The sequence below is a fragment of the Planctomycetota bacterium genome (genome assembly GCA_035574235.1).
Classification (GTDB): Bacteria; Planctomycetota; MHYJ01; order MHYJ01; family JACPRB01; genus DATLZA01.
The window spans coordinates 61,798-85,053 of sequence record DATLZA010000156.1 but is presented as its reverse complement, the minus strand read 5'-3'; the positions used below and the strand labels follow the sequence as shown (position 1 = coordinate 85,053).

Genomic DNA, 23,256 nt, shown 5'->3' with positions numbered 1-23,256 from the left:
CGCGCCGGCGCAACCGGCGCACGCCCGGCCCCGCAGCCCCTTACGCCGTCCCCGCGGGAACCTCCGGACGCGGCTTGAGAAGCTCCAGACCCGCGTCGCCCGACAGGCTCACGCTCACCTTCTTGGAGACCCCCTGCTGCTCCATGGTGATTCCGTAGAGCGCGTCACAAACCGCCATCGTCCGCTTGTTGTGCGTGATCACGATGAACTGCGTCTCGGAGGCGAATTCGCGCACCACCCCCGCGTAGCGCTCCACGTTCTTCTCGTCCAGCGCCGCGTCCGCCTCGTCCAGCAGGCAGAAGGGGCTCGGGTTGGCCTTGAAAAGCGCCAGGACCAGCGCGATCGCCGTCAGCGACCGCTCGCCGCCCGAAAGCAGCGAGATCGGCGTCTGTTCCTTGCCGGGCGGCCGGGCCAGGATCTCCAGACCCTGTTCCATCGGGTCCACGCCTTCGGCCTGCTCCAGCACGAGGTCCGCCTTCCCGCCGCCGAAGATCTTCCGGAAAATCGTGTTGAACTGCTCCTTGACGAAGTCGAACGTCTTGTCGAAAAGCTCCCGCGATTCCTTGTTGAGCTGCCGGATCAGATCCTCGAGCTGCGTCTTGCTGCGGACGAGATCTTCCGTCTGCGTCAGCAGGAACTTCTCGCGCTCCTCCAGCTCCGAGAGCTGTTCCAGGGCCACCACGTTCACCGCCCCGAAGCCGCCGATCTTGACCCGGAGCTCCTCCACCTCGCGCGCCAGCGCCTCGCCGTCGATCCCCTCCTCCGCCGGGACCGCCTCCGCCGCCTGGGCGAGCTCCATCCCCAATTCCTCGCGCGCCCGGTCCGCCAGGGCGTCCGCCTTCACGCGGGCGCCTTCCTCGTCCACCCGCAGGCGGCCCAGCTCCTCCTCGCACGGAGCCAGCTCCTCCTCCGCCCGCGCCACGGCCGCCCGCGCCTCCTCCCCCTCGCGCGCCAGCGCCTCCCGCGCCGCCGCCGCCTCGTCCGCCCGGCGCCGCGCCTCCTCCACCCGCGCGGCCAGCGCCCCGCGCTCCGCCTCGTGGCGCCCGATCTCCTCGCGCGCCCCTTCCAGCCGCCCTCCGACCTCCTCCGCCAGCGCCCGCGCCCGTTCGAGCGCCCGCGCCACCTCGCCCCGGCGCGCTTCCAGGAACTCCAGCCGCTTTTCCACCCCCAGGCGCTGCTCGCTCGCCTTGGCGCACTCGACCCGCGCCTGCGTCAGCGCGTCCTGAAGTTCCGCCCGGGACGCCTCGTACCCCTCCAGCGTCCGGCCCAGTCCCGCGATCTCCGCCTCCACCTGGCTCTTGACCCAGGCCAGCTCCGCCAGAAGCGTCTCCAGCGACGCCGCACGGTCCGCCACCGCCGCGGCCTGGCGCCCGATCGCCTCGCTTTCGGCCGCCCGCGCCCGCAGCTCCTCGCCCAGGAATTCCTCCCGCATCGCCGTCTGCTCGGCCCGGGCCGCCGCCTCCCGGAGCGCCACGCTCTTCTCGTACGCCTCGTGGCGCAGGCGCTCGATCCGCTCCTCCGTCTCCTTCAGGCGCCGCCCCGCCTCCTCCCGGCGCCCCTCGCGTTCGGTGATGAGCGCCAGGTATCGCTCGATCTCCTCCTCGAGCGTGCGAAGCTCGGCCTTGCGGGACAGAAGCCCCGACCCCGCCGCCCGCGCCCCCGCCACCGTCGTCATTCCCGGATGATCGAAGAGATCCCCCTCCGGCGTCACCAGCGGCCACTCCGTCAGGCCGTCCCGCCGGATCTCCCGCGCCGCCGCGCGGTCCCGCACCACCAGCGTGTGCCCCAGAAGCGCGTCCACCATCCCCCGATACGCCGGCTCCGTGCGCACCCACGAGGACGCCCGGCCGAGCGCCCCCGTCGCCAAAAGCTCCACGTCCGAGAAATACCCGTTCCGGCACTCGTCCAGCGCGATCAGGATCGTCCGCCCCAGGCCGCGCTCGCGGACGAACGCCGCCGCCTCCTCCGCGTGCTCCGCCGTATCCACCACCACCGCGCCCGCCCGCTCCCCGAGAGCCCCTTCCACCGCCGCCACGTGCTCCGGGGCGACCTCCAGGAAGTCGGCCACCGACCCGAGCACCCCCGGCCGCCGCTCCCGCAGCAGCGCCTTCGCCCCCGCCTCCAGGCCCTCGAAGTGCGCCTCCAGATCGCGCAGCGTCTCGCGCCGCGCCACGCGGTGATCCTTGCCCTCCCGGAGCTGCAGGAGCTCCCGTTCGAGCTGCGCCACCTCTTCGCGAAGCCGCCCGAGCTCCTCCTCCTCCGCCCGCTTGCGTTCCGCGCGCTCGGCGATCTCCCGCTCCAGCGCCGCCGCCTCCGCCCGCGCCTGCTCCAGGCGCGCCCGAAGCTCCGCCCGCTCGGCCTCCAGCCGCCCCGCCTCCTCCTTCAGGCGCCCCGCCCGCGCTCCGAGTTCCGAGCGCTCGCGCTCCAGCCGTTCGCGCTCGTTGCGGTACTGCGCCTCTTTGTGCGCCAGCTCCAGCGCCTCGGCCCGCTTGGCCTCCAGCTCCTCCTGAGCCCGGGCGCACTCCCGCGCGGCGTCCTCCATCCGCCGGGTCAGCTCCTCCGCCTCCGCCGCGCGCTCCCGCGCCGCCCGGTCGAACTCCGCCAGCGCCCGCGACTCGGCCTCCACCTGCTCCGCCAGCTCCAGCGCCTTCGCCTCCAGCGCCTCGCGCTCGGCCTCCGCCCGCCCCCGCTCCGCCGCCAGCTCCCGCTCCCGCGCCCGCGCGGACTCCAGCGACCGCTCCAGATACGCCGCCTGGGACTCCAGCCCCGCCACGGCCGACGCCAGCTCCGCGTGGCGGGCCGATTCCGCCTCCAGCCGCCGCCGGACCTCCTCCGCCGCGGCCGCCCGCGCCCCGAGCTCCGCCCGCAGCGCCTCCCTGCGCTCCGAAACCGCCCGCAGCCGCTCCGCCAGCTCCCCCCGCGCCGCCGCCAGCCGCCGGTGCTCGTGCACGTACAGCCGCAGGCGCTTCGATTTGAGCTCCTCGGTCAACTCCTTGTACCGCGCCGCCCGCCCCGCCTGGGCCCGCACGGACCGGAGCTGCTTCTGCACCTCGTGAACGACGTCCTGGATCCGCAGGAGATCCTGCGACACCTTCTCGAGCCGGTGCTCCGTCTCGCGCTTGCGCGCCCGGTACTTCGAAATCCCCGCCGCCTCGTCGAACACGAGCCGCCGCTCGTGCGGATTCGAAAGCACCAGCTTGTCGATCTTCCCCTGCTCGATGACCGAATAATTGTCCGTCCCGATCCCCGTCCCGTAGAGCAGCTCCCGGATGTCCTTCAGGCGGCACGGGGCCTTGTTGATGAAATACTCGCCTTCCCCCGTCGAGAAGAGCCGCCGCGTGATCGTCACTTCCTCGAACTCCAGGGGCAGCGTGTGGTCGGAGTTGTCCAGCGTCAGGGAGACTTCCGCGAACCCCATCGGGGGCACCCCCTCGGCGCCCTTGAAGATGACGTCCAGCATCTCCTCGCCGCGGACCGACTTGTAGGAGAGCGTCCCGAGGACCCACTTGATGGCGTCGACGACGTTCGACTTGCCGCAGCCGTTCGGTCCGACGATTCCGGTGACGCCCTTGTCGAAAAGGATCTCCGTTCGGTTGGCGAACGACTTGAAGCCGCACATTTCGAGCTTCTTGAGCTGCATGGCGCCCTCGGTCAAACGTTCGGGGCCGGGAACCGCCCGGCGGGCCCTCTCCGGATCACGGTGAAACGTCCACTTCCCATATCGGCCGCCCGCGGGGAATTCTTGATCCCCGCCGGCGCCTATTCGAAGACCGCCCGTCGGGTCCGGAGCTTCTCGCGCAGCGCGAGATAATTGCGGTACCGGGAAGGAACCGCCCCCTCGCGCACGGCGCAGCCGGCCTCGATCGTGTGCGAACAGTCCCGGAACCGGCACCGCGCCGCCAGCTCCGCAAAATCCAGGAAATGATCCTTCAGATTCTCGGGGGTCACCCCCCACAGCGTGAAGAACTCGAGGCCCGGCGTGTCCGCCGCCCAGCCTCCCGCCACCGGAAGAAGCTCCACCCACGTCGTCGTGTGACGCCCCTCGCCGCGGCGGGAAACCTCCCCCACCTTCAGGTTCAGGCCCGGCTCCAGCGCGTTCAAGAGCGACGACTTCCCCACCCCGCTCGGCCCCAGAAACACGCTCACCCGGCCCCGGAGAAGCTGCCGCAGCTCGTCGAGTCCCCGCCCGTCGCGGACCGACGTGCGCACCGTCCGGTAGCCGGCCTTCTCGTAGGCGGAAAGATCCGGCTCCCCCAGATCGCACTTGTTGACGACGAGAACGCACGGAAGCCCGTTGGCCGCCGCCATAACCGTGCACTGGTCCGCGACCAGGTCGTTGAAGTCCGGATCGCGCGCGGCCTGGACGACGAACAGGGTGTCCACGTTGGCCACGATCACCTGCTCCCGGCGGGGCCGGTGGACGTCCGCGCGGGAGAGTTTCGTGCGGCGCGGAAGGACGCTTTCGATGACGCCTTCGCCGGCGCCCGTGGGGACGAATTCCACCTCGTCCCCCACCGCGGCGAGCTTTCCCTCGGCGCGCGCGTCCTTCTTCAGGCGCCCGCGGAACCGGCAGTGATAGAGCGCGCCTCCGGCGCTCACCGCGTAGTCGTTCCCCGCGATCTTCTGGACCCGCCCGATCATTCGACGGCCACGCGGGCGGCGGGGGTCTCGGCGTACAGCCGCTCCAGGATCGCGAAGAGATCCCCCGGCGACAGGCGCGCGCGCTCCGCCGTGGCGCGCGCGGTGGGAACGAGCGTGTGGAACCGCGCCTCGACCGCGAGGGTCTCGAAGGACGGCGCCCCCCGGACGCGGAAGCCCGGCGTGTAGCGGACGCGGTCGGCCAGGAGCCCGCGCGCCCGGGGATACATCTGCGCGTCGATCCGCACGAAGCGGTCGATCGCCTCCCCCGGCGGGACGTCCTCGAGCACGAGCCGGATCCCCTGCCGGGCGGATTCCTCGCGGAGGCGGAAATAAACGTACGAGACCAGCCGCAGGGCCAGGCGCACCGCGGCGTCCCCCTCGAGGATTTCCTGGCCGGAAAGCAGCTTCACCGCCTCGTTGAGTCCGGCCAGGCTCACGGCGTATTCGAAGCGGTCGAAGGGCGGCGCGGCGCCGCCGTCGGCCGGCCACCCGAAGGCGGCGCCGAAGGCGCCCGTGGCGCGGTCGGCGAACTTGCGCAGCAGCTGGCGCTTCTGAAGGTGCGCCTTGACCGCCAGCTCGATGGCCGCCTCGAGCTCGGTGTAGAAATCGGCGCCGCCCTCGCTCCGGAAGAAGGCCTGCGGCAGGTTGAGCGTCACCGCCTGGGCGACGGCCCGGCCCTCCAGGGCGCCCCCCGGCGCGGCGGAGGCCGGTCCGGCGGGCTGCGGCCGCGCGAAGGCGAACACCATGCCGCGGTCCGCCGCCAGCCGGCAGAACTCCCGCAGCTCCTCGCCCACGCCGGCCGTCCATACGACCGCCCGGCCCATCCGCGCCAGGGGCGCCGCCGTGCGGTGCCGGGGCTCCACGACGAACGGCGCGTCCTCGAGCGCCGCCGCCACGTGCTCGACCTCCAGGCGCACGCGGTCCTCGTCCGCCCCCCACAGGAGCTGATCGTACGCTTCGCTCAGGCCGAGGAACGTGGTCGGCCCGCTGACGAACCGGCGCGCGTCGGCGGCCACGCGGGCGAGCTGGACGGTCAGGGTCCGCGCGTCGCGGGCCGGCTCCGAAAGGGCCGCCGAGCCGCGCACCCGGACGCCCGTGCGGCGGATCTCGAGGACCGAAGGCTCCAGGGCGTGAAGCTTGAGCGGTTCCTCCAGGCCGTGGACGTGCAGGCGCCCCTCGAGGTGGGCGTCGGCCACGTCGCGCGTGAAGATCTCCTGGAGGGCGTACTGCTTGAGCGTGGTCTGGCCGATGAGGCGGCACATCCCGTCGGGATCGATGCGGGCTTCCTCGTCGCCCATGAGGCGGCCGAGGTCGTACTTGGGAAGGCCCACGACGATCTGCCGGCGGAGTTTCGAGCCGTACCCGCGGGCCAGGAGCTCGTGGTTGACGAGCTCCCGGATGAGGGTCGTGGAGACGCGCCGCTGGCCGAGCTGGAAGATTTTCTGCTCGACGGATCCGGCGATCTCCGAAGCGGCCTCCTCCTCGAGGCCGGCTTCCTTGGTGAGCGCGGCGATGATGCGCTCGCGCCCCCAGGGAGCGACTTCGGCCCGGGTGGCGCCGTCCACGAGGACGAGGTTCGTCGGGAAAAGGTCCTCCGCGGGAGGCGCGGCCGCGCCGGCCGGCTGGCCCTTGCGCTCCCGGTAGACGATGTAGGCCCGGGCGACGGCGGCGTGGCCCGTATCGAAGAGGATCTTCTCGACGAGACGCTGGATTTCCTCGCTCGTGGGAACGTCGCGCTCCCGATAGCGCTCCAAATACATCGTCACGACGCTGGCGAGGTCGCGGCCGATGGTGGCGTTGTCGTGTCCGGCGGCGCGGGCGGCGCGCACGATCGCCTCGGCGATCTTCTGTTCGTCGTAGGGGACGATGCGGCCGTCCCGCTTTCGGACCGTTTCGACCTTCCGGATCGGCATGCCCTCCTCTCCCCGGCGTCCCGTCCCTTAGGAACGCGCGCCCGTCTTGAGCATGGGCCGCAGCTCGCGCATGAACTCGCTGACGTCCTTGAACTCGCGATAGACCGAGGCGAAGCGGACGTACGCGACGTGGTCGATCGCCTTGAGCTCGCGCATCACGAGGTCTCCGATCTTGGTGGATTTCACCTCGCGGTCGTATTTCTCGTACAGCTCGATTTCGATGCGGTTGACGATGTCCTCGATGGTCTGAAGGGACACGGGGCGCTTCTTGCAGGCCGTCAGGAGGCCGCGCTTGATCTTCTCCCGGTCGAAGACGTCGCGGCGGCCGTCCTTCTTGATGACGTAGAGGGTGATCTCCTCGACCTTCTCGTACGTGGTGAAGCGCTTGGAACAGGCCAGGCACTCGCGGCGCCGGCGGACCGTCGCGCCCGCGTTGGCCGAACGCGAGTCGATAACCCGGTCGTTGTCCTTCTTGCAGAAGGGGCAGCGCATCGAAGTGCGGTTACTGTAGGCCCCCCGCCGGGGGTTGTCAAGACGCGATCCAGCGCAGGTAGAACGAGCCGTAGAGAACGATCGCCAGCACCGCCGCCAGATCGAGCGCGAATCCCGTGCGGATCATGACGGGAAGGCGGATGTAGCCGCTGCCGAAAACGATGGCGTTGGGAGGCGTCCCCGCGGGGAGCATGAAGTCGCAGGAACATCCGAGCGTCACGGCCATAAGGACCGGCAGCGAACGGGGCACCAGCCCCAGCAGGACGTTGATCGTGGCGGTGTTGGAAGCGACGGCGGTGAGCCCCACGCTGAAGAGCGCGGCCAGGCCGATCTGGACGGGGGCCGGAAATCCGGCCACGGCCTTGAGCCGGAGGGCCAGCCACTCGGACAGTCCGCTTCCCTCCACCCCCGCCGCCAGGGCGAAGCCGCCCCCGAGAAGAACCAGCGTGTCCCAGGGAATCCGCATCAGCCGCGCCGGCGAAAGAACCCGCAGCGCCAGAAGCGCCGCGCCCGCCGCCATCGCCACGGCGGCCTCGTAGTGTTTCTCCCGGAACTGGAAACCCTCCCAGAACCGCGGGACCCACGGGGCGACGGCGGGACGAAGCACGTTCCCGAAAATCCACAGGACCGCCGCCGCGAGAAAAACGGCCAGGACCTTCCGCTCCGGAACGGACATAGGCCCCAGCGCCGCCAGTTCGCGGTCCAGAACCTCGTCGGCCCGCAGGCCGTCGAGGGGGTCCCGGCGCGCGCGCCGCCAGAGCACCGCCCAGACGACCGGGAGAAAGAGAACGACGAAGGGCAGGGCCAGAAGCATGTAGTAGAGGAAGCTCAGCTCCAGTCCCATGTGGCGCTGGACCCAGCCGCAGAGAATGGAGTTGGGACCGGTGCCGATCTTCGTCCCGATGCCGCCGACGTTGGAACCGTAGGCCACGGCGAGCATCACCGCCGCGCCGAAGTGGCCCAGACGGCGCCCTCCCGCGGCGGCCTCCAGCTGGCTCAGAAGCGCCATTCCGATGGGCGTCATCATGACGGCGGTGGCGGTGTTGGAGATCCAAAGCGAAACGAACGCCGTGGCCGCGAGAACCCCCAGGAGGAGCCGCCGAGGGCCCACCCCGATCGCCCGCAGGATGTGAAGGGCCACCCGCCGGTGGAGATTCCATTGCTCCGCGGCCGCGCCGATCATCATGCCGCCCAGGAAAAGAAAGATATAGGCGTCCCCATACGGAGCCGCCGCGCGACCCGCGTTTCGCAGGAGAAGCGTCCCGGCGCCCTCGCGGCCGACCCAGGGCTCGAAGACGCCGAGGAGGGGATAGGCCACGAGGGGCACGAGCGCCGTCCAGTGGATCGGCAGCGCCTCCGTAAACCACCAGATGGCCATGAGGGCGGCGATTCCCGCGGCCGCGGCGGGCGCGCCGCCCGCCCCGGGAACCTGGTGGAGCCCGGACGGAACGAAGGCGATCGCGAAGAACGCGGCCAGCCCGGCCGCCAGACCCGCGGCCTTTCGAAGGCGCGCCGAGCGGCCCTCTTCCGGCATGCGGGGATCTTATCGGGGGCGGCGAACGGCGTCGATGATTTGGAGGACCCGCCCGCCGCGGGGAAAGGACGGATTCTACTTTCCCAGACAGAAGCGCGAAAAGATCCGGTCGAGCAGATCCTCCCCCACGCAGCGGCCCGTCACGCCGCCGAGCGCCTCGAGCGCCGCCCGCAGATCGAGCGCCAGGCACTCGACCCCCAGCGCCGGCCCCGACGAAGCGGCGCGCCCCAGCGCCTCCCGCGCCTCCCTCAGAAGCCCGTGCTGCCGGACGCTCACGCGGTAGCGCGCGCCGGAAACAGGCGCTTCGTCGCCCGCCAGCCGCCGCGCGATCCGCTCCCGCAGCTCCTCGAGCCCCGCCCCCGTCCGCGCCGAAACGGCGACCGCCTCGGACATTCCGAGACCGCCCGCCGCTCCCTCCGCCGAAGCCCGATCGATCTTGTTGACGACCAGGATCGCCGGCCGCCCGCGGAGAACCCATTTCCGCGCCCGCTCCCAGTCCGCGGCGTCCACCACGAAGAGCACAAGATCGGCCGCCTCCGCCGCCGCGCGCGCCCGCCGCTCCGCCTCCGCGTCGATCCCCTCTCCTCCCCGCTGCCCCGCCGCGTCCAGAAGCCGCACCCGGCGGCCCCCGACCTCCAGCTCCCCCTCGAGCACGTCCCGCGTGGTCCCCTCCCGATCGGATATGATCGCGCGGCCGCCCGTCAAAGCGTTGAAGAGCGTGGACTTCCCCGCGTTCGCCGGACCGTACAGGGCCGCCACAGGACGCTCGTCGGCGACCCGCGCCGCCGCCGTCTCCCGGAGCAGATCCGCGAGATCCTTCGCCAGCGCCGCCGCCCGATCCGCCGCCTCCGAAAGCGGGAGGATCTCGATGTCCTGATCGACGAAATCGATCGACGCCTCGACGTCGGCCGTCAGGTCGAGAACGAGCGCCTCGATCCGCCGCAGGCGGTCCGAAAACCCGCCCGCCAGCGCCTCGAGCGCCGCGCGGCGCTCCGCGTCGTCCTCCGCGGCGATCAGACGCTCGACCGCTTCCGCGCGGGAAAGATCCATCCGGCCGTTGAGGAAGGCGCGCAGGGTGAATTCGCCGGGCCGGGCGGGACGGGCTCCGCGTTCCGCGAGGCGGCGCAGACAGGCCTCCACGAGCGGAGGCGAGCCGGGCAGATGAAGCTCCGCCACATCCTCGCCCGTGTAGGAGCGCGGGGCCCGGAAGAGGACCGCCCCCGGCTCCCCCGCCGCCAGCGCCGCCGCGTCCGGGCCGCTCAGCCGGACCACCGCCCGCAGCCCGGCTCCCGGAGGGGAGGACACCGCGGCGATGGTGTCGCTACTTGACGAAGCCCTTGAGCTTTTCCTTGGCATCCTCGTCGAGGCTGTCGAACTTCACGGCCAGGGCGAACTCGTCCTCGTTGTCCGAGAAGCGCACGAGCTTGCAGCGGCACTTGAAGCCCTTCAGGCGCCCCTCCGTGACCTCGACGTTGAACTTGAAGCGGTCCATCGGAAGCGTCCTCTTCTTCGTCCGGAAGTTCCGCAGCAGCATCCCGGACATCGAGATCTCGTCGATGTCGATCTCGCCTTCGTCGTAGACCGTGTTCGTCCCGATCACGATCTGGACCTTTCCGCGGAGCTCCGCCTTGCGGCGGCTGGACTCGCGGCGGTTGGACGTCACGAGCGACGGATGCAGATACCCCAGCTCCCGGGCCGCCTTGAAGACCCTCTGGATCGTCTCCTCCGCGAAGGAGTCGCGCGTGTCCTCGTTGAGGATGCGGGAGACCGATCCCTGGTCGATCTTGCAGACCCGGGCGATATCCTCCTGCGTGACCCTCTTTTTGGGCTCCATGCGGCCTCCTTTCAGGCGCTCCCGCCTGCTTCCAGCGGCTTGAGGAAGAATTTCTTGATGGCCTTCTGCTCCACCAGGGCCAGAAGAGAGTTCACCAGGAAGTAGAGGCTCAGACCGCTGGCCAGCCCATAGCACATCAGCCCGAAGATCACGGGCATCGCCAGCATGATCTTCTGCTGCGCGGCCATCTGGGGATCCGGCGACCGCGGCGCGAAGTACGCCTGAAGGAACCAGATCACCGTCATCACGATCGGCAGGAGGTTCAGCCCGTCGATCGTCGGCAGAAGCGGAATCTGGATGGGCGTCCAGGGTCCCAGGAGCATGTCCGGCTGCGAGAGATCCCGGATCCAGAGGACGAACGGCTCCCGGCGCAGCTCCACGGACAGCTCAAAGACGCTGTACATGCCCACGAAGATCGGCATCTGCAGGAGCAGCGGCAGGCAGCCCGCCAGGGGATTGATCTTGTGCTCCCGGAAGAGCCGCATCTGTTCCACTCCGAACTTCTGCTGGTCGTCCTTGTAGCGCTCGCGCAGCGCCTGGATCTTGGGCGCCAGCTGCTGCATCCGGAAAGCCGAGACCTGGCTCTTCTTCGACAGGGGGAAGAGAAGCACGCGGATCGCCAGCGTCGTCAGGATGATTCCCACGCCGTAGTTCCCGAAGAGGCCGCCGAAGAACTTCAGCAGCCCCAGGATCGCCGGGGCCGCCAGGTTCACGAGCGCGGCCATCGGCGCGAACAGGACCCCGACCGGCCCGCATCCCTTCGTGCAGCCCGCCCCGTAGTTGATGAGATCGAGCGCGCCGGGGACCTCGGCCAGGAAATCCCGTTTCAGGGGACCCGCGTAGGCGGAGAACTCGAAGCTCACCCGGCGGTCCCGCACCGCCAGCGGCTCGGTCCGCGCCGAGGCGGAAAGGTTCTTGTCCGGCACTCCCGGCCCCGCGGGCGCGCCGGAGGGCAGCGTGTGGAACTCGTACGCCTCCAGCCGCGTCCGGGCGGGGCCGAGCGGCTGAAGCAGAATCGCGAAGAACCGGTTCTTCAGGCCGAACCAATCCTTCCGGCCCGTGGTGACGGTGAAGTACTTGCGGGCCTCCTGAACGGCCTGGTCCCGGGCGCTTCCGGGCGGCTGCCGGCGCGCCTCGGCGAGCTTGGCTTCGCCGGACGAGATCCCCGCCCAGTTGAACTCCAGGATCCGTCCGTCCATCGCCACCACGCCGTGGAGGTAGTAGTCGTACCGGTACGGGCTGTCGGGCTGGATCCCCTGGAGCGCCAGGATTTCCAGCTGCACCTTCCGATCCTCCGGCACGTCGGCCGGCCCCTCCACGTCGAGGACGAACCCCAGGCGATACGTCTCCGGATCGAGGGTGAACTTCTTGGCCAGCCGCACGCCGCTGCGCAGGACGATCGAATACCGCACCGAGCGTTCCGTCTGCTCCTCGAGCTTCCAGGGGAGCGTCTCGACGGGATCCGGACCGCCCACCTCGCGCACCGCCAGGTGCGGCGCGCCGCCCGGGCGCGGCCCCAGGAGGAGAACTTCTTCGTTCTCGTAGAGCGTAGCCAGCTCCCGAAGACCCGCTCCGACGTTCGTGAAGACCGCCTTGAGACGGCCGGCCCGCAGCGTCACCGGAGGCAGCTCCGGATGTCGGACGATCTCCTGGGGCGCCGGGGCGGCCGGCGCCGGCGCGGACTTGGGAGCGGGGGTGGCGGACGGCGGCGGCGCGGGCTTCCGGGGCGCCGGCTTCGGCGGGGGCCAGATCAGCGGCGCCACGACCCCGGTCCAGAGGATGAAGATGGCCATGCACACGACCATGGCCAGAAGGGTGCGCCGATCCACGCTATCCCTTCCTCTCGACGTTCAGCGTCGCCCCGCAGGACGGACACCGCAGCACGTCGCCCTGCCAGTCCCGCGACTTGCCGCACTTCGGGCAGGGCCGCTCCGCTTCGTCGATGAGCATGATCGGGATGTCGTCCTTGACCGGAAAGACGAGGCCGCATTCCGCATTCACGCAGCGGAGCTTCTCCCCGTCCTCGCGCAGCCCGCTCTTGCAGAACGGGCACGCCATGAGATCCAGCAGGTCCTTGGGAACCGGCATGCCGCTCCTTTCGGAAAGCGCCCGGGCGCGCGGACTCCGAACCCGTCCCGCGACGCTCGGGACGCGAAACCTCCGCGCCGGGGCGCGAAGCTGGGCATAAACTATAGGCGGCCACCCATGGCATGTCAAATTTTTTATGCGACATATGCAGAAGGATGGGCCGCGCTATGCGCGCGGCGCGCGGCGCTCGAGGCTCAGGAGGCGCCGTTTCAGCCGCACGCCCCCCGGCGCCGTGAAGCCGCCCGGACCGGCGGCGCCCACCACCCGATGGCAGGGGATAAAAAGGCAGATCCGGTTGCGCGCCAGGACCCGGCCCACCGCCCGCGCCGCCCCCGGGGCGCCGGCCGCCCGCGCGACCTCGCCGTAGGTCCGCGTTCCGCCCCGGGGAATCCGGCGGACCACGGCGTACACGCGACGCTCGAACGGCGTGGCCCAGGAAAGGTCCAGCCTCACCCCGGGATCCTCCCCCCGGAACCATCGCGCCAGCCAGCGCGCCGCGGCCGCCTTCCCCTTCCCCGCCCTTCCCCCGAACCGGACCGCCCGCACGCGCCCGTCCCTCACGGTCACCGAAACCGGCCCCACCGGCGTCCGCACGACTTCGACGTGTTCCCGCCCGTTCATGGCAACCTCTGGATGAAAAACCGCGGGCGGCGGCGCGCCTCCGCCAGGTCGGCGGACGACACCTCGCCCGCGCCCGCGTCCTCGCGGTCCAGCCGGCCGAAGAGCGCATCCCCCCGGATGAACCTCCGGAAGGCGCGGAAATCCGCCTCGCCCGGCGCCGGCTCGTCGTCCCGGACGGCAAGCGCGTTCACTTCGGTTCCCGCGGGCAGGTCTCCCAGCCGCCGGTTCCGGTTTCCGCGGAGAATCGACGCTCCGTAGAGCGGTCGCGGAAGGCGTTCCACGGCCCGGAAGGAAGGCGGACGCGATTCCGCCCCGGCGAACGCCACGGGCACGCCGCCGGCCAGCTCGAGGTCCTCGACGGCGGACGAACCCGCGTCGGAGAACCGAATCGTGAACGGCCGATCCACCGCCCCCGGATGCGGAAGGACGGGCTTGACCCAGCGGGGGAATTCCACGCGCGTGCGCCGCGCCACCGGCGCGCCCGCGAACCACACCCTCCACTCCGCCGCCTCTCCCTCCCCGGCCGGCGCCACCTCGCACCGATGCTCCAGGACCCAGAGCTGCCCTTTCGGGAAGAAGACGAGATAGACGATCGCAAAAAGCCCCGCCAGGGCGACGGCGGACGGCAGCATCCACCGCGGTCGGGCCCAGGCCATGAAGGGCAGCGCCGCGAACGCCGCCACCGCGTAGGCCCCCGCGAAGAAGAGGGCGAAGGTCCGCTTTGCGGGAACCCATCCCTCCCGCGGGGCAAGGACGTTCCAAAGCTCGCGATCGACCGCCTCGAAGCGGGCGGGCGGCGGAAGCGCCGCCCGCGCCTGAATCCTCCGCTCGGCGTCCTCCCGGGACGAAGGAACATACGCTTCCGGCCCGGCCCCGAGCGGAAGGTCCGCCGCGTCCGCCAGGAGAAGAAGATCCCACGCCTCCAGCAATCCCCGGCGCAGAAGCTCCCGCGCGAAGGGATCGGAGGGATCGAACCGGACGAACCGCACGCGCTCCCCGGAAGTCAGTTCGCGCGCGAACGGGAGCCGGACATCCACGCCGACCACGAGATCCGGGCGCGCCGACGCCTCCGGCGGCGCCGCCCCGATCGCCCCGGCGCGGATCTCGACCGGGTCCACGGCGGGTAGGAGCACCCGCTCGCGCCCTCCGGGCGCCACGCGGACGCGCCGGGCGGTGAAAAACCCGAAGGAACTCCGCGCGACGAGATCCCCTTCGAACCCCGCGGCGCTCGAAAGCGTGACCGCCAGGGGGGCCCACACGGTGGTCCGCCGCGCCTCTCCGGCCAGGCGCTCCACGCGTTCCACGCGGGGATCGGAGGCCGCGGCGGCCAGGAACACGCCGAGGAGACCAATCACGCTTCGACCTCCGCCTCCATCCGGGGAGTCCAAAGGAGGCCCGCCGCCAGGCCCGCCAGCGCCAGCCCCGCGAAGACCGCCGCGGCGGGCAGCGGAGCGGCCGCGGCCGCCCAGAACGGGCTCGCCCACGCGAGGGCGGAAAGATCGCCCCTTCCCGCCAGATCGCGCAGCAGGAAGTGCGCGAAGGGCGGCACCGCGGAAAGGAAAAATGCCGCCAGGAGATACCACGCTCTCGCGCGCCTCCATCCCGCCCGGCGCGAAAGCTCCTCAAGCGCCGCCGCCGGAGCCGCTGCGGCCCCCACAAGGATCTGCCCGGAAAGCGCCTCCCCCGCCGGCGCGGCCGAAAGATTCGCCGCCGCCGCGGTCAGAGGCGCCGCGAGGACGATCATCATCCCCAGCGCCGCGAGACTCCCGAGGATTCCGCATCCCTCGCGAACCAGGCCGGGAAGAAAGAACGGCCAGAGAAACACGGCGAAGAAAAGCTCCACGCGAACGAACCAGGCGTGAAACGTCTCCGGACGCACGAACGTCAGGCGGAAGGGAAGCGTCTGAGCCAGCGTGACGAGCGTCACGATCGACAGGAATCCGATCCACCCGACGGCCAGGGTGGAGATCTTCTGAGGGTCAAGCCGGGGCACGACGCACCTGCCTCTCCCCGGGGGAGCGGCGCCGGCCGTCAGCGGCTCCGGCGGGCGGCCGTGGCGTCCTGAGGCTCCACCGCGCGGGCGCCCCGGAAGTAGACCTTGACGCTGCGGAGCCCGGCCAGGTCGGGATACACGGCCAGGACCTCGCGGAGGTTCTCGAGCTTCTCATCGGTCGACGGATCGCCGAAGCGCGACTGCGACGGATCGCGGCCCCAGTGTATCACGCACCCTCCGGCCGTGACCAGCGCCACTTCGCTGCGGCGCGGGTCCACGCGGCCGCCGAAATTGGCCACGTCGATCTCCTTGACGCCCAGACGGCGGAGGATCGGATCCGCGTGGACGAAATCGGCCAGCGCGATCCCCGCCCGCAGCGCCGGGTCCTCCCAGACCTTGCCGGGCGCCGGCGGCGCGGAGGCGACGCCCGTGATCGCCGCCGGGCGCTCGCACGTGGGCGGATCCGCCCAGACGCCGGGCAGGCGCACGCCGTCGGCGTCCACGAGAACGTGCCCGTTCGGGCGCCGGACGGCCGCGTAGGCCCTCCGGTATTCGAAGCGCACGCGGAGCTGGTTCGGGAAAACCCGCTCGACGGAGATCACCCGGCGGATCCAGGGGGACGCCTCGAAGGCACGCCCCACGCGTTCGACGAGACTCCGGTCGAAAAGCGACCCGCCGCCGAGGTCCAGGCGCACGATCTCCTCGCCGGTGCGGTCGGCCCACCGGGGGGCCACGGCGGTTTCCAGGCGCGGGAGCGTGTAGCGGCGGGACTGGGCGAGGAAGCTGTAGACTTCGCGGTGAACGAGCAGGACGACGAGCGCGAAGCCGCCCGCGAAGAGGAGAGCGCGGCCGGTCCGGCGGCGCGCGGCGAGAAACGCCCCCGCGCGGGCCGCCCACCGGTCCCAGTTCTTCCACCGCCCCAGCGGAGCGAAGAGGTTTCGCATCGCTCGATGTTCTCTATCGTCGTTTTGGTAAAATGACTTCAATGGCACTCGCGCTCGCCCTGGCGGCGGCGCTTTCCGCCGCGGGGGATTCGAAGTATCTGCGGCGGGACCTCGACGGCGTGCGCGCCGATTATCTCATCGTGGCCCCCCCGGAGTTCGCAGAGGCGTGCGACGCGCTGGCGGAGCACCGGGCGCGCGGCGGAGGGGCGGCGGCCGTCGTGCGCACCGACGACGTGGCCGCCCGGTTCGGGCCCGGCGCGGACGGGCTGGCCCGGTTCGTCGCGCGGGTGCGGCCGCGGTTTCTCCTGCTGGCCGGGGACGCCGACCGCGTTCCCACCTTCGAGCGTCCTTCGGCCTACCGGAGCGACCGTTTCCCGTGCGATCCCGACCTGGCCACCGATCATCTTTTCGGTCCGGTCGCGGGACGCCTGCCCGCCGACACGCGGGAGGAGCTCGGCGCGATGATCGCCAAGACTCTCGCCTACGAGAGGGAGCCGGCGGGCGGACCGTGGCAGAAGAAGGTAACCGTGCTGGCCGGCGAGGGTGGCTTCGGGCCTCTCCTGGACCTGGCGCTGGAAGCGCAATTTTCCGCCGTCGTGGCCCGCGGGATCCCGCCCGAGTACGACGTGGAGACCGCCTACGCGAAGCTTTCGTCGAAATACGGCTACTATCCCCCGCGGTTCAACGATCACGCGGTGCGCCTCCTCAACGAGGGGTCGCTCTTTTACGCCTACGTGGGGCACGGGCTGCGGACGGGCTTCGACGAGGTGCGCTACAACGGGTTTCTTTATCCGGTCCTCGAGAGCCGGGACGCCGCGCGGGTGGAGGTGCGCGCGGGACTTCCGGTCATGGTGGTCCTGGCGTGCCTGACGGGGGCCTATGACGCCCGATTCGGAGATTCGATCGGCGAGGAACTTCTCAAGCGCCCGCGGGGCCCGGTGGCGTTCATCGGAGGAAGCCGGATCACGCAACCCTACGGAAACGCCCTTCTCGGAGAAGCGCTCGTGGCGGAGGTGTTCCGACCCGGCGGGGCGCCCACGCTGGGAGAGGCTCTGTGGGCGGCCAAGGCGGCGGTCCTGAACGACGGCCCGCGCACTCCCCTCCGGCTCCGGGCCGACGCGCTGGCGGGACTTGTCCAGGGACCCGCGAGTCTGGAGCCGATGCGCCGGGACGTGACGCTGCACTACAACCTTCTGGGCGATCCGGCGCTTCGACTGCGCCGACCGGGACGAGATCTGGAGCTTTCGGCTCCGGAGCGGGTCCCCCCGGGGACGACGCTGTCGGTCTCCGGACGTCTCCCGGAAGAGGGACCGGTGGAGGTGACCTTCGAGTGTCCGAGGGACCGGTTTTATCACCCGACGGATCTCGTGGGGGAGACGGTCGAAGCGCAGATCGTCCGCCGGTACGCCAACGCCAACAACAAGGTCATCGTGCGGGGTCGGGCGGAATCGCGCGGCGGAGCGTTCGCGCTGGAGCTTTCGCTGCCCGCCGACCTCGTCCCGGGGGACTACTTCCTCAAGGCGTGGGGGGCGGGCCGGGCGGCCGCGCGGGCGATCGAAGTCCGCCGGCCCGAGCCGCCGACCACGGAGCGGTAGGCATCCCTACAGCATCGCCGCCGCCCAGAAGCCGCCCTGACGTCGTTTGAAGGCGGTCTGGACGATCCGTTCGCAGAGCTCGGGGAAATCGATCCCGGCGGCGCGCGCGGCCTTGGGCAGGAGGCTGCGCTCCGTGAGTCCCGGGATGGTGTTCACCTCGAGGACGTGAACGGCGCAGAAGGGGGTGAGGATGAGGTCCACGCGGCTCATGCCCTCGCAGCCCAGGGCCTCGTGGGCCTCTCGGGCGGCCTTCTGGACGCGCCGCTTGTCGAGTTCGCTCAGGGGCGGATCGACGACGTAGAGCGTCTCGGGGTCCTGGTATTTGGCCTTGTAGTCGAAGAAGCGGGAGCGCGGCCGCAGCTCGATGATGGGGAGCGCGCGCCCTTCCAGGATGCCCACGGTGAGCTCCGTTCCCCGGATGAATTTCTCCATGAGGGCGACGGGGCCGTGCCGGAAAGCCTCGGCGGCGCCGTCGAGGAGGGTGGAGCGGTCCTCGTGCACGGTGACGCCGACGCTGGAGCCCTCGGCGCTCGGCTTGACGACGACCGGATAGCCGAGGGCGCGGGCGCACTGCTCCCAGAGCGCGGGGGACTCGCCGCGAAGGATGACCCGGTGCGGGGGCGTTTCGACGCCGCGCAGCTTGAAGAGGCGCTTGGCCTCGACCTTGTCCATGGCGGCGCGGGAGGCTTCGGGGCCGCTGCCCGTGTAGGGGATCCCGCGGGACTGAAGGATCGCCTGAAGGCGGCCGTCCTCTCCGAAGCGGCCGTGGAGGGCGACGAAGGCGACGTCGATCTTGAGCCCGTCGAGTTCCCGGCCGGTTTCGGTGCGGATGTCCACGGGAACGACGTCGTGACCGCGCGCGCGGAGCGCCGCGGCGACGGCGGCTCCGGAGCGGAGCGAGATCTCCCGTTCGGACGACGTCCCTCCCATGAGAACGGCGATGCGCAGGCGGCCCGGATGGCCCATGGCGGCGGCTCCTTTATCGTTCACCAGACCAGGACTTCGAGTTCGAGCGGCACGGGAACGCGGCTGCGGACGAGATCCACGAGCCGCAGGACGTCGTCGGCGCTGGCGCCTCCTTCGTTGACGATGAAGTTGGCATGCTTGCGGGAGACATGGGCGCGTCCGACGCGGGCCCCTTTGAGGCCGCACTCATCGATGAGGCGTCCCGCGTACGCGCCGGGGGGATTCTTGAACATGCACCCGGCGCTCGGGACTCCGAGGGGCTGGGTGGCCTTCTTGGCGGCGAGGATCTCGCCGTAGCGGCGGGCGGCCTGCGGGTCCGGCCGCAGGTCGAACCCCGCGGCGACGACGACGGCGTCGCCGAGCGAGGTTCCGCGGTAGCGAAAGCCCACCTCGTCGCGGCGGAGCCGCCGGAGCGTCCCGTCGGGGCCGACGACGTCGACGTAGGCGACGGCGCCGGCGATTTCCCCGTGTCGGCCGCCCGCGTTCATGCGGACGGCGCCGCCGACGGCGGCGGGGACTCCGGCCAGGGGCTCCAGGCCCGCGAGTCCCTCCGCGACGGATTCCTTGACGAGCCGGGGCAGGCCGTAGCCGGCCTCGACGTGCCATCCGCGGCGGCGGGTGAAGCGCGTGAGCCGGACGACGGCTCCCCGGACGCCCGCGTCGCGGACGAGGAGATTGGCTCCGCTTCCGAGGACGCGGAGGGGAACGTCGCACTCCCGGGCGGCCGCGAGCACCCGGGCGAGTTCGTCCGGGTCACGGGGTTCGATGAAGTACTCGGCCGGGCCGCCGACCTTGAGGGTGGTATACGGCGCCAGGGGCACCTCGCGGCGCACGGGGATCCGCCCTTCCGCCAGGAGCGCCCCGAAGGCGCGCTCGGCGACCGCCCGGCTCATGGCTGCCCCCCTCTCTCGCGTCCCGGTTCCGGGCTGGCGCCCGGAACGCTCGAATTATAACATACAAATCATAAAATATCCAGATCCGAACCGTTCCCTCGCGGATGGCGCTTCCCGAGTTTTCCCTTCGCGGACACCTGCTCCCGCGAAGGGCGCACCGCCTGGCGAACGGCCTCCCGCCTACCCGGCTTCGGCCAGGAACCGACGGGCGATCTCGCCGACGTCCCCGGCGCCCATCGTCAGGATGAGGCAATCGGGCGTGGCTTTTTCGCGAAGAAAGGCCAGAACTTCGTCGAACGTGGGAAGATAAAGCGCGGGTTTGCCCTGCTCCGCCACCGCCTTGGCCAGATCCGCGCTCGAAATCTTCGGCGCGCCGTTCTGTTCCCGCGCCTCGTAGATCTCCGGCAGGAGCACGACGTGGGCATCCCCGAACGAGCGGGCGAATTCCTTGAGAAAAATCCGCGTCCGCGAGGCCTGATGCGGCTGGAAGACGCACCAGATCTTGCGGTCCGGAAACCGCTCGCGCGCCGCCCGCAGCGTGGCCTGAATCTCCGTGGGATGGTGCCCGTAGTCGTCCACGACGAGCGCCCCCCGCCTCTCCCCCAGAAGCTGAAACCGCCGTTCCGCCCCCGTGAACTCCGAAAGCGCCACCTGGACGATCTCCTGCCCCACCCCCGCCCACGTCGCCGCCGCCAGCGCCGCCAGCGCGTTGGCCACGTTGTGGACCCCCGCCACCGAAAGCGTGTAGCTCCCGTACGGACGTCCGTACTTGAGCGCGTCGAACGTCCAGCGGCCGTCGCGCACCTCGATGTTCCGCGCCCGCCAGTCGGCGTCCTGGGAAAGAGAAAAACTCTCCCCCTTCCCCTTGAGCTCCTTCAGGATCGACGCCGCCGGCGGATTGTCCAGCGACGCGATCACCGGCCCTGTGGACTTTCCGGCGAACTCGCGGAACGCCGAGACGATCTCCGCCAGGTCCTTGTAATAGTCGAGATGGTCCTCCTCGATGTTCGTGATCACCGCGCAGGCGGGCGTGTAGTGCAGAAACGACCGGTCGTACTCGCAGGCCTCGACGACTAGGTGCTTCCCCGGCCCCGGCGCGGCGTTGGAGCCGAGCTGCGGAATCACCCCTCCGCAAAGGAACGTCGGCCCGAAGCCCGCCCGCGACAGGACATACGCCACCATCGCGGTGGTCGTGGTCTTGCCGTGGCAGCCGGCCACGGCGATCGTCTGCTTCTCCCGCGTCAGCTGCCCCACCATCTCGGCGTACTTCAGGACGGGCAGCCCCCGGCGGCGCGCCTCGACGATTTCGGGATTGTCGTCCCGCACCGCCGCCGACCGCACCACCTGCTCGGCGTCCGGCGGGACGTTGCGCGCGTCGTGGCCCGCGACCGCCCCGGGGAACGAGCACGGCCGGAGATCGCTCCCCGTGATCCGATGCCCCCGCACGAGCAGGATCTTGGCCAGCCCGCTCATGCCGATGCCGCCGATCCCGACAAAGTGAATCTTCATCCCCCGAAGAGCTCCCCCAGGTCCTCCAGAATGGTCCGCGCCGCCTCGGGACGGGCCAGCGCGCGAAGGCGACGCCTCATATTATCGAAGAGCGGCTCCCCCGACACAAGTCTCCTGAGGATCGGGGCCAGCCCCCCGCGCAGGCACTCCTCTTCCTCCAGATAGATCGCTCCCCCCGTCCGCGCCGCCGCCCGGGCGTTCTCCCGCTGATGATCGCCCGCGGAACGGGCGATCGGAACAAGAACCGCCGGAACCTCCAGCGCGGCCATCTCGGCGATCGCCATCGCCCCCGCCCGGGAGATCACCAGGTCCGCCGCCGAATAGAGGCGGTCCATGTCCGCCACGAACTCGCACACGACCGCCCGGGCGCCGCGCTCCCGGTACGCCGACCGCACCGCTTCCGCCCGTCCGGCCCCCGCCACGTGGATGAGCTGGATCCGGTCGGCGGTTCCGTCCAATCCCGCCAGGACGCCCCGGTTGAGCGCCTCGGCTCCCTGGCTTCCTCCCACGACCGCCACGGTGGGCCGGCCTTCCTCCAGGCCGAATCGCCGCAGCGCCTCCGCCCGGTCGGCGCGCCGCATCCCCCGGCGAAGGGGGCTCCCCGTCACCCGAACGCGGGGGCCGCACCCCGGAAAGGCGGCCTTCGCCTCGGCCCATTGGACGTAAATCCGCCGCGCCCCGGCGGCCAGGAACCGATTGGCCCGCCCCGGACGGACGTTCTGCTCCAGAAGCACATACGGCACGCCGAGCGCCCGGGCCGCCAGGACGGGCGGCACCGTTCCGTAGCCCCCGACGCCCACAACGACGTCCGGCCGGAACTCGCGGATCCGCGCCGCGGCACGCCGGAGCGCCCGCGCCATGGGCGCCAAGAAGCCGCGCAGGCCGCTCCAGCGGCGAGACGGGAGAGGCTCGAAAGGGATTCCTTCCTTCGAAAGCTGCGCCGCGTCGAAGGCCCGGGAGGTGCAGAGCCAGAAGACCGGCGAGCCTACCGCGTGCTGAGCGAGAGCGATGCCGGGGAAGACGTGCCCGCCGGTGCCGCCCCCGGCGAAAAGGATCCGCAGCCCCTCTCCGCCCGACATGGTTCCCCCTCGGCGGCGTTGGCGATGCCCGCCAGGATTCCCACCCCCGCCGTCGTGAAAAGGAGGGAAGACCCCCCGGCGCTCACGAAGGGGAGCGGAATGCCCTTGGTGGGCACGGCGGCCGTCACGACCGCCACGTTCACCGCCGCCTGGAGAATTATATAGGTCGTCAGGGCGAACGACAACAGGAAGCTGAAGCGGTCCGGCGCCCGGCGCATGATGCGGTATCCCAGGATCCCCAGGGCCGCATAGAGAAGCAGCGTGCACGCCGCCCCCACGAACCCCAGTTCTTCCCCCAGAATCGGAAAGATGAAGTCCGAATGCGCTTCCGGCAAAAAGTAGAGCTTCGCCCGGCCGCGACCGAGGCCCTCCCCCGTCCAGCCCCCGGACCCCAGCGCCAGGAGCGATTGGGTCACCTGGTATCCGGTCCCCCACTCCGCCAGACGCCGTTCCACGTGCTCCGTGTGCGTCAGCGCATAGAACGCCACGAGCCCCGCCGCGGCCACCGCCACGGGCACTCCATGGAAAATCCGCACTCCCGCCACGAGCAGCATCAGTCCCATGACCAGCGTGATGAAAAGCGCCGTTCCCACGTCCGGCTCGATGAGGATCAGCCCCGCCACGATCCCCAGCGCCAGGCAGGCCGGCAGGAATCCCCGGAAGAAGCGCTTCAGCCGCTCCGGATCGGCCGCCGCGAATCCCGCCAGGAAGACGGCGATGCCGATCTTGGCCATCTCCGACGGCTGGACCTGGAATCCCCCGATCCGGATCCAGCGGCGCGCCGCGTTGATCTTGGCTCCGATCCCCGGCACGAAGACGAGAACCAGTCCCGCCACCGTCAGACCCAGGATCGCCCACCGCCAGCGCTCCCAAAACCGGTAGGGCACACGGGACAGCAGGAACATGCACGGCAAGGCCACCGCCGCCCAGGCGAGCTGGCGCTTCAGGAAGTACTCGCCGTCCTGGTACCGCGGCGACTTCTCCGCCGTCACCCCCGTGGCCGAGTAGAGCATGACCAGGCCGATCGCCACCAGGGCCAGCACGACCACCATGAGAAGCGCCGCGTCGCGCGACATGACAGGCTCCGGGATTCGCCCCTTCATCCTTCGGCAGGCGGCGGCGAAAGCTTGAGCCCGGCGGCGGCGGGCGACCGG

19 protein-coding genes are annotated in these 23,256 nt (G+C 70.9%); 1 reads left to right on the top strand and 18 read right to left on the bottom strand.

The genetic code is table 11. The features are described 5' to 3' along the window. Window positions 1–40: 40 nt before the first annotated feature. The 13 genes from smc to VNO22_14595 form a co-directional block, all read right to left on the bottom strand. On the bottom strand, window positions 41–3,640 hold the full coding sequence (smc, locus tag VNO22_14655) for a chromosome segregation protein SMC (GenBank protein ID HXG62607.1): 3,600 nt from the start codon (window positions 3,638–3,640) through the stop codon (window positions 41–43). A gap of 119 nt (window positions 3,641–3,759) precedes the next feature. Next, entirely contained in the window at window positions 3,760–4,641 is an 882-nt protein-coding gene (rsgA, locus tag VNO22_14650; GenBank protein HXG62606.1) for a ribosome small subunit-dependent GTPase A, read from the bottom strand. Next, the gene (gene nrdD, locus VNO22_14645) at window positions 4,638–6,554 is read right to left on the bottom strand and encodes an anaerobic ribonucleoside-triphosphate reductase (GenBank protein ID HXG62605.1); all 1,917 of its coding nucleotides are present in this window, start codon (window positions 6,552–6,554) and stop codon (window positions 4,638–4,640) included. Before nrdD ends, rsgA begins: the two co-directional genes overlap by 4 nt. Window positions 6,555–6,581: 27 nt before the next feature. Then, window positions 6,582–7,046, bottom strand: a complete 465-nt coding sequence (gene nrdR / locus VNO22_14640) for a transcriptional regulator NrdR (protein HXG62604.1) — start codon at window positions 7,044–7,046, stop codon at window positions 6,582–6,584. Between the two features lie 37 nt (window positions 7,047–7,083). Further along, window positions 7,084–8,580: a DASS family sodium-coupled anion symporter gene (locus VNO22_14635; protein ID HXG62603.1), complete on the bottom strand. Its 1,497-nt coding sequence runs from the start codon at window positions 8,578–8,580 to the stop codon at window positions 7,084–7,086. A 75-nt stretch (window positions 8,581–8,655) separates the two neighbouring features. Next, window positions 8,656–9,885, bottom strand: a complete 1,230-nt coding sequence (locus VNO22_14630) for a GTPase (GenBank protein ID HXG62602.1) — start codon at window positions 9,883–9,885, stop codon at window positions 8,656–8,658. A gap of 16 nt (window positions 9,886–9,901) precedes the next feature. Then, window positions 9,902–10,414, bottom strand: coding sequence for a PilZ domain-containing protein (locus VNO22_14625; GenBank protein HXG62601.1), 513 nt, complete (start codon window positions 10,412–10,414; stop codon window positions 9,902–9,904). Window positions 10,415–10,425: 11 nt separating this feature from the next. Further along, window positions 10,426–12,243, bottom strand: coding sequence for a membrane protein insertase YidC (gene yidC / locus VNO22_14620; GenBank protein ID HXG62600.1), 1,818 nt, complete (start codon window positions 12,241–12,243; stop codon window positions 10,426–10,428). A 1-nt stretch (window position 12,244) separates the two neighbouring features. Continuing rightward, a complete protein-coding gene (locus VNO22_14615) occupies window positions 12,245–12,502 on the bottom strand; it encodes a Trm112 family protein (GenBank protein ID HXG62599.1) in 258 nt (85 codons plus the stop codon). A gap of 165 nt (window positions 12,503–12,667) precedes the next feature. Beyond that, window positions 12,668–13,123 carry a methylated-DNA--[protein]-cysteine S-methyltransferase gene (locus VNO22_14610; protein ID HXG62598.1) on the bottom strand — a complete coding sequence of 152 codons (456 nt, stop codon included), beginning with the start codon at window positions 13,121–13,123 and terminating at the stop codon, window positions 12,668–12,670. After that, window positions 13,120–14,478: a hypothetical protein gene (locus VNO22_14605; GenBank protein ID HXG62597.1), complete on the bottom strand. Its 1,359-nt coding sequence runs from the start codon at window positions 14,476–14,478 to the stop codon at window positions 13,120–13,122. The genes VNO22_14610 and VNO22_14605 overlap by 4 nt, the downstream gene beginning before the upstream one ends. Continuing rightward, window positions 14,475–15,116, bottom strand: a complete 642-nt coding sequence (locus VNO22_14600; GenBank protein HXG62596.1) for a hypothetical protein — start codon at window positions 15,114–15,116, stop codon at window positions 14,475–14,477. The genes VNO22_14605 and VNO22_14600 overlap by 4 nt, the downstream gene beginning before the upstream one ends. 38 nt (window positions 15,117–15,154) lie before the next feature. Beyond that, complete coding sequence (locus VNO22_14595) at window positions 15,155–16,060, bottom strand: hypothetical protein (GenBank protein HXG62595.1); 906 nt, start codon at window positions 16,058–16,060, stop codon at window positions 15,155–15,157. Between the two features lie 41 nt (window positions 16,061–16,101). Between VNO22_14595 and VNO22_14590 the strand changes: the two genes are divergently transcribed. After that, the gene (locus VNO22_14590; GenBank protein HXG62594.1) at window positions 16,102–17,655 is read left to right on the top strand and encodes a C25 family cysteine peptidase; all 1,554 of its coding nucleotides are present in this window, start codon (window positions 16,102–16,104) and stop codon (window positions 17,653–17,655) included. A 6-nt stretch (window positions 17,656–17,661) separates the two neighbouring features. Here VNO22_14590 and VNO22_14585 read toward each other — a convergent pair whose 3' ends face one another. The 5 genes from VNO22_14585 to ftsW form a co-directional block, all read right to left on the bottom strand. Then, a complete protein-coding gene (locus VNO22_14585; protein ID HXG62593.1) occupies window positions 17,662–18,645 on the bottom strand; it encodes a D-alanine--D-alanine ligase in 984 nt (327 codons plus the stop codon). Beyond that, complete coding sequence (murB, locus tag VNO22_14580) at window positions 18,642–19,514, bottom strand: UDP-N-acetylmuramate dehydrogenase (GenBank protein HXG62592.1); 873 nt, start codon at window positions 19,512–19,514, stop codon at window positions 18,642–18,644. The genes VNO22_14585 and murB overlap by 4 nt, the downstream gene beginning before the upstream one ends. Before the next feature lie 180 nt (window positions 19,515–19,694). Then, window positions 19,695–21,023, bottom strand: a complete 1,329-nt coding sequence (murC, locus tag VNO22_14575; protein ID HXG62591.1) for a UDP-N-acetylmuramate--L-alanine ligase — start codon at window positions 21,021–21,023, stop codon at window positions 19,695–19,697. After that, window positions 21,020–22,102, bottom strand: a complete 1,083-nt coding sequence (gene murG, locus VNO22_14570; GenBank protein HXG62590.1) for an undecaprenyldiphospho-muramoylpentapeptide beta-N-acetylglucosaminyltransferase — start codon at window positions 22,100–22,102, stop codon at window positions 21,020–21,022. The genes murC and murG overlap by 4 nt, the downstream gene beginning before the upstream one ends. After that, window positions 22,009–23,178, bottom strand: coding sequence for a putative lipid II flippase FtsW (gene ftsW, locus VNO22_14565; protein HXG62589.1), 1,170 nt, complete (start codon window positions 23,176–23,178; stop codon window positions 22,009–22,011). Before ftsW ends, murG begins: the two co-directional genes overlap by 94 nt. Window positions 23,179–23,256 lie beyond the last annotated feature (78 nt).

What these genes read in the sequence shown, in the direction of transcription:
- smc (HXG62607.1), bottom strand. Translation starts at nt 3,640, where the DNA reads ATGCAGCTCAAGAAGCTCGAAATGTGCGGCTTCAAGTCGTTCGCCAAC.
- rsgA (HXG62606.1), bottom strand. Translation starts at nt 4,641, where the DNA reads ATGATCGGGCGGGTCCAGAAGATCGCGGGGAACGACTACGCGGTGAGC.
- nrdD (HXG62605.1), bottom strand. Translation starts at nt 6,554, where the DNA reads ATGCCGATCCGGAAGGTCGAAACGGTCCGAAAGCGGGACGGCCGCATC.
- nrdR (HXG62604.1), bottom strand. Translation starts at nt 7,046, where the DNA reads ATGCGCTGCCCCTTCTGCAAGAAGGACAACGACCGGGTTATCGACTCG.
- VNO22_14635 (HXG62603.1), bottom strand. Translation starts at nt 8,580, where the DNA reads ATGCCGGAAGAGGGCCGCTCGGCGCGCCTTCGAAAGGCCGCGGGTCTG.
- VNO22_14625 (HXG62601.1), bottom strand. Translation starts at nt 10,414, where the DNA reads ATGGAGCCCAAAAAGAGGGTCACGCAGGAGGATATCGCCCGGGTCTGC.
- VNO22_14615 (HXG62599.1), bottom strand. Translation starts at nt 12,502, where the DNA reads ATGCCGGTTCCCAAGGACCTGCTGGATCTCATGGCGTGCCCGTTCTGC.
- VNO22_14610 (HXG62598.1), bottom strand. Translation starts at nt 13,123, where the DNA reads ATGAACGGGCGGGAACACGTCGAAGTCGTGCGGACGCCGGTGGGGCCG.
- VNO22_14595 (HXG62595.1), bottom strand. Translation starts at nt 16,060, where the DNA reads ATGCGAAACCTCTTCGCTCCGCTGGGGCGGTGGAAGAACTGGGACCGG.
- VNO22_14590 (HXG62594.1), top strand. Translation starts at nt 16,102, where the DNA reads ATGGCACTCGCGCTCGCCCTGGCGGCGGCGCTTTCCGCCGCGGGGGAT.
- murB (HXG62592.1), bottom strand. Translation starts at nt 19,514, where the DNA reads ATGAGCCGGGCGGTCGCCGAGCGCGCCTTCGGGGCGCTCCTGGCGGAA.
- murC (HXG62591.1), bottom strand. Translation starts at nt 21,023, where the DNA reads ATGAAGATTCACTTTGTCGGGATCGGCGGCATCGGCATGAGCGGGCTG.
- murG (HXG62590.1), bottom strand. Translation starts at nt 22,102, where the DNA reads ATGTCGGGCGGAGAGGGGCTGCGGATCCTTTTCGCCGGGGGCGGCACC.
- ftsW (HXG62589.1), bottom strand. Translation starts at nt 23,178, where the DNA reads ATGTCGCGCGACGCGGCGCTTCTCATGGTGGTCGTGCTGGCCCTGGTG.